The 12,624-nt window shown below is 71.5% G+C and carries 10 protein-coding genes, 1 tRNA gene and 1 pseudogene; 11 read left to right on the top strand and 1 reads right to left on the bottom strand.

Features of this window, described 5'->3' with window-relative positions:
- Positions 1-150 precede the first annotated feature (150 nt).
- From B4N89_RS03895 to B4N89_RS03880, 4 genes and pseudogenes are all read left to right on the top strand, one after another.
- Positions 151-1,140: pseudogene (locus B4N89_RS03895) on the top strand (chorismate-binding protein); the annotation flags it as partial.
- Positions 1,141-1,400: 260 nt separating this feature from the next.
- The gene (locus B4N89_RS03890; protein WP_078974466.1) at positions 1,401-2,225 is read left to right on the top strand and encodes an aminotransferase class IV; all 825 of its coding nucleotides are present in this window, start codon (positions 1,401-1,403) and stop codon (positions 2,223-2,225) included.
- 160 nt (positions 2,226-2,385) lie between these two features.
- Positions 2,386-3,126, top strand: coding sequence for a GNAT family N-acetyltransferase (locus tag B4N89_RS03885; RefSeq protein WP_078974465.1), 741 nt, complete (start codon positions 2,386-2,388; stop codon positions 3,124-3,126).
- A gap of 212 nt (positions 3,127-3,338) precedes the next feature.
- A complete protein-coding gene (locus B4N89_RS03880; protein WP_143657821.1) occupies positions 3,339-3,875 on the top strand; it encodes a hypothetical protein in 537 nt (178 codons plus the stop codon).
- A gap of 468 nt (positions 3,876-4,343) precedes the next feature.
- Here B4N89_RS03880 and B4N89_RS03875 read toward each other — a convergent pair whose 3' ends face one another.
- Positions 4,344-4,757, bottom strand: a complete 414-nt coding sequence (locus tag B4N89_RS03875) for an SsgA family sporulation/cell division regulator (protein WP_026218464.1) — start codon at positions 4,755-4,757, stop codon at positions 4,344-4,346.
- Positions 4,758-5,121: 364 nt separating this feature from the next.
- On the opposite strand from B4N89_RS03875, the gene B4N89_RS03870 reads away from it, so the two are divergent.
- The 7 genes from B4N89_RS03870 (at position 5,122) to B4N89_RS03840 (ending at position 12,505) form a co-directional block, all read left to right on the top strand.
- Positions 5,122-5,613: a TIGR02611 family protein gene (locus tag B4N89_RS03870; RefSeq protein ID WP_078974463.1), complete on the top strand. Its 492-nt coding sequence runs from the start codon at positions 5,122-5,124 to the stop codon at positions 5,611-5,613.
- A gap of 114 nt (positions 5,614-5,727) precedes the next feature.
- Positions 5,728-5,799 (top strand) — tRNA-Val (locus tag B4N89_RS03865).
- 309 nt (positions 5,800-6,108) lie between these two features.
- A complete protein-coding gene (locus B4N89_RS03860; protein WP_078974462.1) occupies positions 6,109-7,413 on the top strand; it encodes an extracellular solute-binding protein in 1,305 nt (434 codons plus the stop codon).
- Positions 7,414-8,003: 590 nt separating this feature from the next.
- Positions 8,004-9,032, top strand: coding sequence for a carbohydrate ABC transporter permease (locus B4N89_RS03855; protein WP_414646354.1), 1,029 nt, complete (start codon positions 8,004-8,006; stop codon positions 9,030-9,032).
- Position 9,033: 1 nt separating this feature from the next.
- Positions 9,034-9,927 carry a carbohydrate ABC transporter permease gene (locus tag B4N89_RS03850; protein ID WP_078974461.1) on the top strand — a complete coding sequence of 298 codons (894 nt, stop codon included), beginning with the start codon at positions 9,034-9,036 and terminating at the stop codon, positions 9,925-9,927.
- Positions 9,928-9,978: 51 nt separating this feature from the next.
- The gene (locus B4N89_RS03845) at positions 9,979-11,490 is read left to right on the top strand and encodes a glycoside hydrolase family 1 protein (RefSeq protein ID WP_078974460.1); all 1,512 of its coding nucleotides are present in this window, start codon (positions 9,979-9,981) and stop codon (positions 11,488-11,490) included.
- Positions 11,477-12,505: a LacI family DNA-binding transcriptional regulator gene (locus B4N89_RS03840; RefSeq protein WP_078974459.1), complete on the top strand. Its 1,029-nt coding sequence runs from the start codon at positions 11,477-11,479 to the stop codon at positions 12,503-12,505. The genes B4N89_RS03845 and B4N89_RS03840 overlap by 14 nt, the downstream gene beginning before the upstream one ends.
- The last annotated feature ends 119 nt before the right edge of the window (positions 12,506-12,624 follow it).

Genomic DNA, 12,624 nt, shown 5'->3' with positions numbered 1-12,624 from the left:
CGGGGGGCGCTCGCGGCGGCCGACGCCGGCCGCCCGGGCCACCCGAGCCGATCGGCCGCCTTCTACAATGGCGACCTGACCCGCGCGCCGATCCTCAAGCAGGTGCCGCGGTCGCGACCCCGGAACGAACACGTGAGCCAGCCTCCCCCCATCGCCCACCTCGGCGGGCGCTTGGCCACCGGACTGCGGGATGTCACCCGCGACCCGGCAGCCCTGGACTCGCACGGCTTCTGGGCCGTGGTCGCCGACTTCGAGGGCGACCCGATCTGCGCCCGCTTCGACCACGTGCGCCCGGCCCCGCTGCCCGCCGCCCCGTGGACCGGGCCGCCCGCCCACACGTGGACCGACTCGCTCGGCGCCGACGCGTACCGCTCGGGGGTGCGCCGGATCCGCGAGTACATCGCCGCCGGCGACGTGTACCAGGTCAACCTGTGCCGCATGCTCAGCGCCCCGCTGCCCGCCGGCGCCGACATCGTCGGCCTGGCGGGCCGGCTCGCGCTGGGCAACCCCGCCCCGTACGCCGGGGTGATCCGACTGCCCGAGCACGGCGTACACGTCGCGTGCGCCTCGCCGGAGCTGTACCTGCACCGCGTCGGCGACCGGATCAGCTCCGGCCCGATCAAGGGCACCGGCCGGACCGAGGCCGACCTGCTGCCCAAGGATTACGCCGAGAACGTGATGATCGTCGACCTGGTCCGCAACGACCTGGGCCGCGCCGCCGCGATCGGCTCGGTCACCGTGCCCGGACTGTGCGTGGTCGAACGGCACCCGGGCCTGGTCCACCTGGTCTCCACCGTCGCCGGCACGCTGGCCCCCGGCGTCGGCTGGCCCGAACTGTTCGCCGCGACGTTCCCGCCGGGCTCGGTCAGCGGCGCCCCCAAGAGCAGCGCGCTGCGCATCATCGGGGAACTGGAACCGGTCCCGCGCGGCCCCTACTGCGGCGCGATCGGCTGGGTGGACGCGGACCGCCGCGAGGGCTCGCTCGCGGTGGGCATACGCAGCTTCTTCGTCCGCGACGGCCGACTGTGCTTCGGCACCGGCGCCGGCATCACCTACGACTCCGACCCGCAGCGCGAGTGGGAGGAGACCCGCCTCAAGGCGCGCAACCTGCTCGCGGTGGCGACGGGGGAGTACCCGGCGGAGCCGGTCGGGGCCGACCACCGGCCAAACGCCGCGGCGCAGCACTCGCCGGCCTCGGCGGACGCCGGCGGCCGGGAACACCCCGCGAGCCCGGAGCACATCGGCGCCCGCGAGCGCGCGACTGCCACGGAGCGCCCCGGCGAGCGCCCGCGGTCCGCGGCGCCGGCCGCCCCCGGATACCCATCCGGTCCCGAGACCGGGCAGGATCGGGCCGCGCGGGATCGCGTCGTACACAACCCCGCGGACACCTCGGAGGGCGCATGAGCAGGATCTGGTTGAACGACCGCCTCGTGGACGACGAACACGCGGTGGTCCGCGTGGACGACCACGGGCTGACCGTCGGCGACGGCGTCTTCGAAACGCTGAAGGCGCGCGGCGGACAGGCCTTCGCGACGACCCGGCACCTGGCCCGGCTGACCCGCTCCGCGCGCGGCCTCGGGCTGCCCGACCCCGACCACGACCTGCTGCGCCACGCGTGCGCCGAGGTGTTGGCGGCCAACCCGCTGCCGGGCATCGCCCGACTGCGGATCACCTACACGGGCGGCCGCTCGCCGCTGGGCTCCGAGCGCGGCCAAGCGGCGCCGACCCTGGTGGTCGCCCTCGCCCCGGCCAAACCCCGCGGCGAGAGCACCGCCGTGGTCACCGTCCCGTGGACCCGCAACGAGAACGCGCCGACCACCGGGCTCAAGACCACCAGCTACGCCGACAACGTGGTGATGCTCGGCCACGCCGCCCGGCACGGCGCGAGCGAGGCACTGTTCGCGAACACCGCGGGCAACCTGTGCGAGGGCACCGGCTCCAACGTGTTCGTGGTCCTCGACGGCCGCCTGGCCACCCCGCCGCTGTCGGCCGGCTGCCTGGCCGGCGTCTCGCGCGCACTGGTCCTGGAGTGGGTCGGCGCCGAGGAGGTCGACCTGCCGCTGACCGCGCTCGTCGACGCGGAGGAGGTGTTCCTGACCTCCTCGCTGCGCGACATCCAGGCGGTGCACCGGATCGACGAGCACACCCGCACCGCGCCCGGCCCGCTCACCCGCAAGGCCATGGAGATCTTCACCGCCCGCGCCGCCGCCGACATCGACCCCTGACCGGACGTCGGCCCGCCCGCCCCCGTCCAAGCCGATACGCCGGTCGTCCCGATCCGCGCCCGTGATCTCGTGGTCGGCGCTCCGGCGCAGGTTGACCGGGTCCGCGCGCGGGCAGCACTGCCGATGACGGGGCGCGACATCGGGAAGGCGGGGGGACGCGATGACCACCACTTTGCGACCGGCCGGACCGGGCCGGGACGGTGTGTACTCGATCTGCGCCAACGGCCGATCCGTCGGCGGCGTACACCTGACCCCGCTCGGCCCGTGGGGCGCCGGCACCGGATGGATCCTGCACATCCAGGTGCTGCCGTCGCGCCGCCGCCGAGGGCACGGGTGCGTGGCGATGCTCGCGGCCGAGGAGATCATGCGCGGGCGGCGCTGTACCCGGATGGCCGCCGCGGTACCCGAGGGCAACCGCGCGGCCACCGGCCTGGTCTCGGCCCTGGGCTACGCGCCCGACAGCACCCGACTGGTGGCCCCGGTGCGCGCCACCGGCCTGCCGCACGGGGTGCGGATGATGGACACCGACGAACGCGAGGCGTGGTGCGCCGCGGAACTGCACCGCAGCGCGACGACGTTGCGCGCGGCGGGGTGGTCCGAACCCGCCGCCCGGGCCCGCGCGCACGCCCGCCTCGACCACCCCACCGCCCCCGCCCCGTACACGCTGGGCGACGGCGCGGCGGTGTGGGTGGCGCACGGCGTCGTCCTGGCCCTGACCGCGCGCAACCCGGAGGCCGCCGCGACGCTCCTGCGCGCCGCCGGCCACGTGACGGCCACCCGGGGGCTGCCCGAGTTGGCCATCGATCTGCCCGACGAGGCCCGGACCCCGGAGCTCACGAAGGTGCTCACCGGGGCTCGATTCGCGCCGCGTACGCGTTATTGGGGGAAACCCATCCTGTGAGAAGTGGGGAACATCCCTGATCCTGGGTCTACTCCACGGGGAGGAGATGAGTCGGTCGGTGTCCTCCCCGAGTACCGAACCGACGGTCGATCGTGGTGTTCGCGGAGCGAGACGGCCACGATGGACGCAGGACGGCAACGGCCGTCGACCGATTCCGATCGACGCCGACCGACAACGAAGCTTCGCAGCTTTCGAACGAGGAGGCCGAGCGCATGTCCGGCGCAGATGTGGTGACCGGCGCGTTGTGCATGGCGCTGACGGGCCTGGGCCTGGTCATCGCGGTACAAAGGGCTCGCCAACGACGTTTCCTGAACGCGACGCGGTGGACCGCCGCGGCGCTGTTCCCGATCGGCCTGTACCTGACCGGCCTGGCCACGCTGAGCCGCCGGGTGGGCAGCGCCGTGGCCGACTGGGCGACCGACCTCGCCTTCGGCCTCAAGGCGTGGGGCGGCGTCGCGATCCTCGCGTTCGCCGTGATCCTGCTGATGATCACCCGCATGGTCGGCGGAAAGAAGAAGTCCACGGAGTCGAGCGGCACGGCGTCCACCACCTCGTCCGACCTCGACCTGTCGGCGCTGCTCGGCGGCGGCGGTCCGGTGGCGGGGGCGGGCGGTTCGGGCGGCGCGCCGCCGCGCGGCCGGCAGCCGAAGCCGGCCGCCGCGCCGCGCTCGCGGCGATCCTCGCGCGCGAGCGGGGGCGACGACGAGTTCGCGGAGATCGAGGAACTGCTGCGCAGGCGCGGGATCTGAAGTCGGGGAATCCCGATTTGCGGATTTCCTGGGATACCGTCGGTTACCGCGGGTCAGCGTGAGGTGCTAATCCGTGTCCGCGCACAACGGGAGCGGTCGGGGACGGTGAATGTGAACGCATTCCCATGCGGTTGTGACCGCGTCGACGCGATGCCTATGCGGGGGGATAGTCCGGCCCGAGTCGGACCTATGCGGCGCGCGCCGTGCCGGAAAATGTGTTCGAATGCGCGCTTTCTTTGTGGCGAGCCCGGATCGGAAGCGTATTCGGATCACCGGCCCGTTCGTCCGCCCGCTCGTCCGACCGTTCGCCCGCCTGCCGGGCGGGCGGTCCGGGTCGTCGGCGTGGCCGTCCGCCGGCCAAGGACGTGAAAACGCTCCGCCGCCCCCACCGTGTGGACGATGGGTGCGGCGGAGCGCTGACGTGTGGACCCGGCGCCGCGGACAGGGGCGTGCCCGCCGTGGCCGAGCTCAGTTCTCGGCGAGGATCTGCGACAGCTCCCGGTCGAGATCGAAGAAGCGGTGCTCGTTGCCGGGGGCCACGGCAGCGTTCGTACGCTTCAGGAACGACTCCAAGGCCCGTGCGGGCGCTTCGAGCAGGGCCTCGCCCTCCGGAGAACTGAGGGCGATGCAGACGATGCTCTGTCCGTGGCTCCGAGAGGGCCACACACGAACATCGCCGGTGCCGGAGGGCTGACGCAGCCCGTCGGCGAGAAGGTCGCGGGCGAAGACCCAGTCGACCGTCTCATCGGCACCCGTGTGGAAGGTCGCATGCACGGCGTACGGGTCCGAAGAGTCGTAGCGCAGTCCCGCGGGGACCGGCAATGAGGACTCGCTCGAGACGACGAGGCGCAGGTGCAGCTCACAGCTGACCGTGGTGTTCATAAGCGCCATGGCCTTTCGCTCAGTGTGCGCTCGGGGATTCGCACGTCGGCGTTCGCAACATCCCACCTGCGGACCTCTTGTAAACGTCTCTGCCCGATATACGGGCGTCTGGGTACTCCTTAAGAGCGATGCGGAGGTGTAACGTTCGCCCGCATGATTTCCGGAAGGGAACAGGCGATCGGATCGGGTCGCTCCGATCGCTCGGAGCGACCCGCCCGGGTCGGTCCCCGACCGCAAGGTCTGCACCGAACCTCTGCCCCCTTGTAGCGTTGTCAAGCCAGGCCGGGCCGAGGTCGGCGCCGGCCCCGGGCGAAGGAGGCATCCGGTGGACGACGGCCGGTACGACGAGAGAGGAAGACGGACGATGGACACGGGGGTCGCGGAGAACAACGCGCACGCCGCGGGGGAGCCCACCGCCGACGGGGACGACCCGGCGGGAGCGGCGGCACCCGAGGGCGCGACGAAGGACGACACAACCACCGGGGCGCCCCAGGCGAAACCATTCGGCTCCCGCGCGCCGGCCTTCATCAAGCGCTCCAAGCCGCTGCACATGACCTGGCAGATCGGCGTCGCCATCATCGGCTTCGCGATCATCGTGGGCGGCATCATCATGCTCCCGCTGCCCGGTCCCGGCTGGGCGGTCATCTTCCTCGGCCTCGCCGTCCTGGGCACCGAATTCGTCTGGGCTCAGCGCACGCTGCTGTGGACCAAGGACAAGGTCACCAGGGCCGCCACCCGCGCCCTCGACCCCAGGACCCGCCGCCGCAACATGATCATGCTCGCGATCGGCCTGCTCCTGATCGCCGCCGCGGTGTCCCTGTACCTGTGGAAATACGGCATGGCCCTCCCGTTCTGACCCCCGCCCCACCCGCGCGAGCCGCCGCCCCACACTCGGGGCGGCCCGCGCGCCCCACCCCTGGAGGGCGGTCACAACCGCCCCCACCCATGCGGTAATGTTCTCCCTGCACCCGGGCGATTAGCTCAGCGGGAGAGCGCTTCGTTCACACCGAAGAGGTCACTGGTTCGATCCCAGTATCGCCCACGCTTGCCGAAGCCCCGGATCACGAAAGTGGTCCGGGGCTTCTGGGTGTTCGGTGGGGTTTGTGGGCCCGGGGCGGGTGTGGGGCCTTCGAAGTATTGACAAGGGTGATGGGGCAGGACAAGCTCCTGAGCACGTTGTGAGAGCGCTCTCACGATGTAGGGCCCGGCCGCTTCGATGGCGCGTGTTCCGTGTTGCCGTGCCGTTCGTGTCGGGTCGCTTCGGGCGATCGCACCGCCGCAGTTTCGTACCGCCGCACGACGTACCTCGCCCATCGCCGTCCCGGATGCAGGGTCATCAGGAGGTCTTTTCATGCGCACGCGCTACGTTCGTGGTCGAGTCAGGGCCCTGTCCGCTCTGTGTACCGCGCTGTTGGTCGGATCCGTTCTCGCCGGGTGCGGGAGTGACGGGGGGTCCGGCTCGGGGGATGGCAAAGTCACCCTGAACGTCGGGCTGTTCGGCACGTTCGGCTTCGAGGAGGCCGGGTTGTACTCCGAGTATCAGCAGACGCACCCGGGCGTCAGGATCGTTCAGCACGACACCGAGAAGGAGGAGGACTACTGGCGTACCGTGCAGACGCGGCTCGCCGGTGGGGGCGGGATCGACGACATCCAGGGCATCGAGGTCGGGCGGATCGCCGACGTGGTGCGGAACCAGGCCGACAAGTGGGTCGATCTGAACTCGCTGGGCCTCGCGGGCGGCAATGCCGAGTACCTGCCGTGGAAGAGCAAGGCGGCGACCACCGCCGATGGAAAGGTGCTGGGGGCCGGGACCGACATCGGGCCGATGGCGATCTGCTATCGCAGCGATCTGTTCCGGGCGGCCGGACTGCCCACCGATCGCGAGGAGTTGGCGCGGCGATGGTCGACGTGGGAGGGATACGTCGAGCTGGGGCGGCAGTTCCAGGCGAACGCGCCGAAGAAGACGCATTACCTGGACAGTGTGACCGGGTTGTACAACGCCATCATCGGGCAGCAGCAGGAGTCCTACTACGACGCGGCCGGCAAGCCGATCTACGACACCAATCCGACCGTGAAGCACGCGTGGGACCTGGCCGCGCAGGCCGCCGACGGGAAACTCTCGGCTGCGTTGCAGCAGTTCCAGAGCGATTGGAACCAGGCGTTCTCGGCCGACGGCTTCGCCTCGCTCTCGTGCCCGGCGTGGATGATCGGGTACATCAAGACCCAGGCCGGTGACGCGGGCAAGGGCAAGTGGGACGTCGCCGCGGGGCCCGGTGGTACGGGGAACTGGGGCGGCTCGTACCTCGCCGTCCCCAAGGGCGGCAAGCACCACAGGGAAGCGGCCGAACTGGTCGCCTGGCTGACCGCGCCCGAGCAGCAGGCCAAGATGTTCCGGAAGCAGGGGAACTTCCCGTCCAAGACCGGGGCGATCGAAAGCGTCAAGGCGACGATGGATCCCTACTTCAACAACGCGCCCATCGGCGCGATCTTCAGCACGGCGGCGGAGCGGATGCCCGTACAGGTCACGGGGGTTCGGCACAACGACATCAAGGACAACATCACGACCGCGTTGACGTCCGTGGAGGCCCAGGGCGTCAAGCCGGACGACGCGTGGAAGCGGGCGCGCGACGCGGTCCGAAACGCCCTAGCGAGCTGACGGCGGCAGCAGCAGCGTCGGGCGACGTGTGTGGGGCGAGGCCGGGTACGAACGCCGGCACCGAGCGGCGGCCGACCCCCGTTCCGAGCGGCGGCCGACCCCCGTCCCGGGCCGGTGGCCACCGACTCGCCACCGAGCCGGTGGCCACCCCTTGGCACCGAGCCGGTGGTCGACTTCCCCGCACCGAGCCGGGTGGTCGACCGCCACGGCGAGCCGGTGGTCGATTCCCGCCCCGAATCGGGTGGCCGACCGCCTTGCTGGGGTGGGCGGTTGGCTTCGCGTCGGATCGCGGGTCGGTGATGGGGCGCTCGCCAGTGTGCGCCGGGTCGGAGCCGCTGCGAGGTTTGCTTCCTTCGGCGGCCCGGCTGCCCCCTCCTCGGTCAGGCCATCCGCCCGCACGCTCCTTCAGAAGCGAGTCCGCCCCGATGCCCGCCCGCCCCGCGCCCGTGCTCGACAACCGCTCGCGCCCACGTCTGGCCCGACGCCCGCCCGTCCCACGCCCGTCCTGCTCGTTCGCTCGCACGCCGTCCCCGACATCCACCCCGCCCCCACGCCCGCTCACCCACCTCACCCTGCCCGGAGTGATCCCGATGGCGGCTCCACCACCTTCCGCTCCTGCGACTCGGTTCCCGCGTTGGCCCGGGTTCCGAGGCCGGTCCGGCTCGCGTTGTCAGGCGGGCACCGGCATTCCGACGTCCCGTCAGGTTTGGCGACGGGGGGTCGATGCGGCGGCTCCGTATGGGTTTGTTGCGCCCTTCTTCGTGCTCTTCGTTGCCTTCGGGCTGTTCCCGCTTCTCTACACCGGCTACATCTCGCTGCACCGCGTCCGGTTGCAGAACCCGGATGAGATGACGTGGCTGGGTCTGGAGAACTACACCAACCTCTGGCACGACCCCTTCTTCTGGAAGGCGCTGCGCAACACCTTCACCATCGGCGTGATCTCGACCGTGCCGCAGTTGTGCATGGCGCTCGGACTGGCGCACCTGCTCAACCGTCGGTTGCGGGGGCGGACCTTCTTCCGGGTCGCGATCCTGATGCCCTACGCGACGTCCGTCGCCGCCGCGACACTGGTCTTCGGTGGTTTGTTCGGGCGGGACTACGGCATGGTCAACTGGTTCCTGGGCCTGTTCGGCGTCGACAACGTCGACTGGTACAACGGCACCTGGACCTCGCAGATCGCCGTGTCCACCATCGTCACCTGGCGCTGGGTCGGCTACAACGCGCTGATCTATCTCGCCGCGATGCAGGCCATTCCGCACGATCGCTACGAGGCCGCCGCGCTCGACGGGGCGAGATCCTGGCACCAGTTCCGGCACGTGACCCTCCCCGGACTGCGGCCCACGATCGTGTTCACCGTCGTCGTCTCGACGATCGGCGCGATGCAGATCTTCGCCGAGCCGCTGCTGCTCCAGGGCGGCCCGATCGGCGTGCGCGGCGGGGCCTCGCACCAGTACCAGACCATCGGGCTCTACATGTACGAGACCGGGTGGAGCAACTACGCGCTCGGCAAGGCGTCCGCGATCGCGTGGACCACGTTCCTGATCATTCTTCTCGTCATCGGGGCCAACGCGCTTGTCGCCGGTCGCCGTTCGCGTCGCGAAATCCGGGAGGGCCGCTGACATGGCCGGTACATCCGTCGCCCCGCCGCGAGTTCGCCCCCGGCGGTCCGGGCGCGTTCGCCGGTCCAAGCGCTCGCGTCAACTCCACGGTGGGCCGCTCGTATACCTGATCCTCGGCTTCGCGACCCTGCTCTCGATCTTCCCGTTCTACTGGTCGATCGTCGCCGCCACCCGCAGCAACGCGGACATCAACCACGTGCCGCCGCCCTTCACGCCCGGCGGCAACCTGTTCGCCAACTTCGACAAGGCCCTCGACGAGGCCGACATGGTCCAGGCACTGGTCAATTCGACGATCGTGTCGGTCACCGTCGCCGCCGGCACCGTGTTGTGTTCGACGCTGGCCGGGTTCGCCTTCGCCAAGCTGCGGTTCCGGGGCCGCGGCGCGCTGCTCGGGATCACCGTCGCCACGATGATGATCCCGCCGCAGCTCGGGCTGATCCCGCTGTTCATGATCATGGCGAAGTTGCAGTGGGTGAACCAGTTGCAGGCCGTCGTGCTGCCCACGCTGGTCACCGCGTTCGGCGTGTTCTTCATGCGGCAGTACCTGATGGAGGCGCTGCCCGACGAACTGATCGAGGCCGGACGGGTGGACGGCGCTTCCTACGCGCGGATCTTCTGGTCGATCGTCGTGCCGATCGCCCGCCCGGCGATGGCGGTTCTCGGCCTGCTCACCTTCATGACCACGTGGAACGACTTCTTCTGGCCGATCATCGCGCTGTCGTCGAGCAATCCGACCGTGCAGGTCGCGATCAACTCGCTCGGCGGGGGATACGTGCACGACCAATCGATCATCCTCGCCGGGACGTTGCTGGGCACGCTGCCCGTCCTGGTGGTCTTCGGCCTGCTCGGCCGACAGATCGTCGGCGGGATCATGCAGGGCGCGGTCAAGGGCTGAGGACACGGCGTCGAACCGGCCAACCCACCTCCAACGCAAGGGAATCCGATCATGACCGACCACGCCGCCCCGACCGACCACGCCCCGACCTCGTCGACCCGGCTCGCCGATCGCTTCCCGCCCGGATTCGTCTGGGGCGCGGCCACCGCCGCCTATCAGATCGAGGGCGCCGCGGCCGAGGACGGCCGGGCACCGTCGATCTGGGACACGTTCAGCCGCGTCCCGGGCCGGGTGCACGCCGGCGACACCGGCGATGTGGCCACCGACCACTATCACCGCTATCGCGAGGACGTCGCCCTCATGGCCGAACTCGGCCTGGGCGCCTACCGGTTCTCCATCGCCTGGGCGCGGGTGCGGCCCACCGGGAGCGGCCCGGCCAACGCGGCCGGGCTGGACTTCTACGATCGGCTCGTGGACGAACTCCTCGCGCACGGCGTGGATCCGTACGCGACGCTGTACCACTGGGACCTGCCCCAGGCGCTCCAGGACGCGGGCGGATGGGGCGCGCGTGACACCTCGGCCCGATTCGCCGACTACGCGCGCCTGGTGGCCGCGCGGCTCGGTGACCGCGTACGCGACTGGACCACGCTCAACGAGCCCTGGTGCTCCGCGTTCCTGGGCCACGGATCGGGCGTACACGCGCCGGGGGCGACCGACCAGGAGTTGTCGCTGCGCGCGAACCACCATCTGCTGCTCGCCCACGGGCTCGGCGTCGCGGCGCTGCGGGCCGAACTGCCGGCCGGGCACCGCATCGGGATCACCCTCAATCCCGCGGCGGTGCGCCCCCTCTCGGACCGGCCGGCGGACCTGGACGCGGTGCGCCGGGTGGACGGCCTGGCCAATCGGATCCACCTCGGTCCGCTGCTGCGCGGCGAGTATCCGGCGGATGTGCTGCGCGACACCGCCTCGGTGACCGACTGGGCGTTCGTCCGCGACGGCGATCTCGCCGAGATCGCCCGCCCGATCGACGTGCTCGGGGTGAACTACTACACGCCGCTCCTGGTGGGCGGCGCCGAGGACGACGGCACCGGGACCGCCCGAGCCGCCGGGCTCCGGGACGACGGGCACGGCGCGAGCGGATACTCCCCGTGGCCCGCGTGCGCGGACGTGCGGTTCGCGCAGGTGCCGGGCGAGCGCACCGCGATGGGCTGGGGGGTCGACCCGAGCGGGCTGTACGACGTGCTGAGCCGGTTGCGGGCCGAGGCGCCGGGGCTGCCGCTGATGGTGACCGAGAACGGCGCGGCCTACGAGGACCGGATGGACCCGACCGGCGCGATCGAGGACGTCGAACGCACGGCCTACATCGCGGCGCACGTCGCGGCGGTGGGCCGGGCCGTCGACGACGGGGTGGATGTCCGGGGCTACTTCGTGTGGTCCTTGTTGGACAATTTCGAGTGGGCGTACGGCTATACCAAGCGTTTCGGCATCGTGCACGTGGACTTCGCGACCGGTCGGCGCACGCCCAAGCGCAGCGCACGCTGGTACGCGGCGGTGATCGCCGGCAATCGGGTGCCCGAAGCCGAGCCGGCCTCGGACGGATTGGGGAGCATTGACCAGGACTGACGGTCGGAGCAAGGTCGCCGCGGCGGCCGAACCGCCGACCCTGGAGACGGTGGCGGCGGTGGCCGGGGTGTCCCGCGCCACCGTCTCCCGGGTGATCAACAGCTCGCCCAAGGTCAGCCCGCGGGTGCGCGAGGTGGTCGAGGCGGCGATCGCGCGGACCGGCTACGTACCCAACCGCGCGGCCCGCACGCTGGTCACCCGGCGCACCGACTCGGTGGCGCTGGTCGTCCAGGAGCCGGAGACCCGGCTCTTCGGTGATCCGTACCTGTCGGCGATCGTGCGTTCCGTGGGCGCCGAACTGGCCGACACCGACAACCAGCTCGTGCTGATGATGGTGCGCACGGCCGCGCAGCAGGACCGGTTGGAGCGGTATCTGCGCGGCGGCCACGTGGACGGGGCGCTGCTGGTGTCGCTGCACGGCGACGACTCGCTGGCGGGTCGTCTGCACGACGCGGGCATGCCCGTGGTGGTGGGCGGGCGACCGCTCGGCCCGGGTGCCGACTTCGTGTACGTGGACGCGGACAACGTGGGCGGTGCGCGCGCGGCCGTGGAGCATCTGAGCGCGCGCGGGCGACGGCGGATCGCCACGATCGCCGGCCCGCAGGACATGTGTGCGGGCGTGGACCGGCTGCGCGGCTACCTGGACGCGGTACCCGGGCCGGCGCTGGTCGCGCACGCGGACTTCGGCCGGGCCGGCGGGGCCGCCGCGATGCGCACGCTGCTGGCCGAGGCGCCGGACCTGGACGCGGTGTTCGCGGCGTCCGACCTGATGGCGGTCGGCGCGATGGCGGCGTTGGCGGCGGCGGGCCGGCGCGTGCCCGAGGATGTCGCGGTGGTCGGCTTCGACGACGCGGATGTCGCGGGGTGGGCCGAGCCCGCGCTCACGACGGTGCGGCAACAGGTCGCGGAGCAGGGCCGGTTGATGACGCGGTTGCTGCTGGAACGGATCGGCGGCGGGGGATTGGGGACGTCCGCGGTGTTGGGCACGACGCTGGTCGAGCGGCGTTCGTCGTGAGGCCGTGACGTCGCGCCGTGACGCGGTCGGGTCGTGACGCCATCGGGTCGTGACGCCGTGACGCCGTCACGCCGTCACGGAACGCCGACCCGAGTGCCAAAAGCGCGCCGATGTCGGGA

Origin of the sequence: Embleya scabrispora (assembly GCF_002024165.1) — a bacterium.
In the GTDB taxonomy this organism is placed as follows: domain Bacteria; phylum Actinomycetota; class Actinomycetes; order Streptomycetales; family Streptomycetaceae; genus Embleya; species Embleya scabrispora_A.
This window is presented reverse-complemented; position numbering and strand designations above follow the sequence as displayed.

Bases quoted from the DNA above. Each gene is read 5' to 3' on its own strand.
- B4N89_RS03890 (WP_078974466.1), top strand. From the start codon at position 1,401: ATGAGCAGGATCTGGTTGAACGACCGCCTCGTGGACGACGAACACGCG.
- B4N89_RS03885 (WP_078974465.1), top strand. From the start codon at position 2,386: ATGACCACCACTTTGCGACCGGCCGGACCGGGCCGGGACGGTGTGTAC.
- B4N89_RS03880 (WP_143657821.1), top strand. From the start codon at position 3,339: ATGTCCGGCGCAGATGTGGTGACCGGCGCGTTGTGCATGGCGCTGACG.
- B4N89_RS03875 (WP_026218464.1), bottom strand. From the start codon at position 4,757: ATGAACACCACGGTCAGCTGTGAGCTGCACCTGCGCCTCGTCGTCTCG.
- B4N89_RS03870 (WP_078974463.1), top strand. From the start codon at position 5,122: ATGGACACGGGGGTCGCGGAGAACAACGCGCACGCCGCGGGGGAGCCC.
- B4N89_RS03860 (WP_078974462.1), top strand. From the start codon at position 6,109: ATGCGCACGCGCTACGTTCGTGGTCGAGTCAGGGCCCTGTCCGCTCTG.
- B4N89_RS03855 (WP_414646354.1), top strand. From the start codon at position 8,004: ATGGCGGCTCCACCACCTTCCGCTCCTGCGACTCGGTTCCCGCGTTGG.
- B4N89_RS03850 (WP_078974461.1), top strand. From the start codon at position 9,034: ATGGCCGGTACATCCGTCGCCCCGCCGCGAGTTCGCCCCCGGCGGTCC.
- B4N89_RS03845 (WP_078974460.1), top strand. From the start codon at position 9,979: ATGACCGACCACGCCGCCCCGACCGACCACGCCCCGACCTCGTCGACC.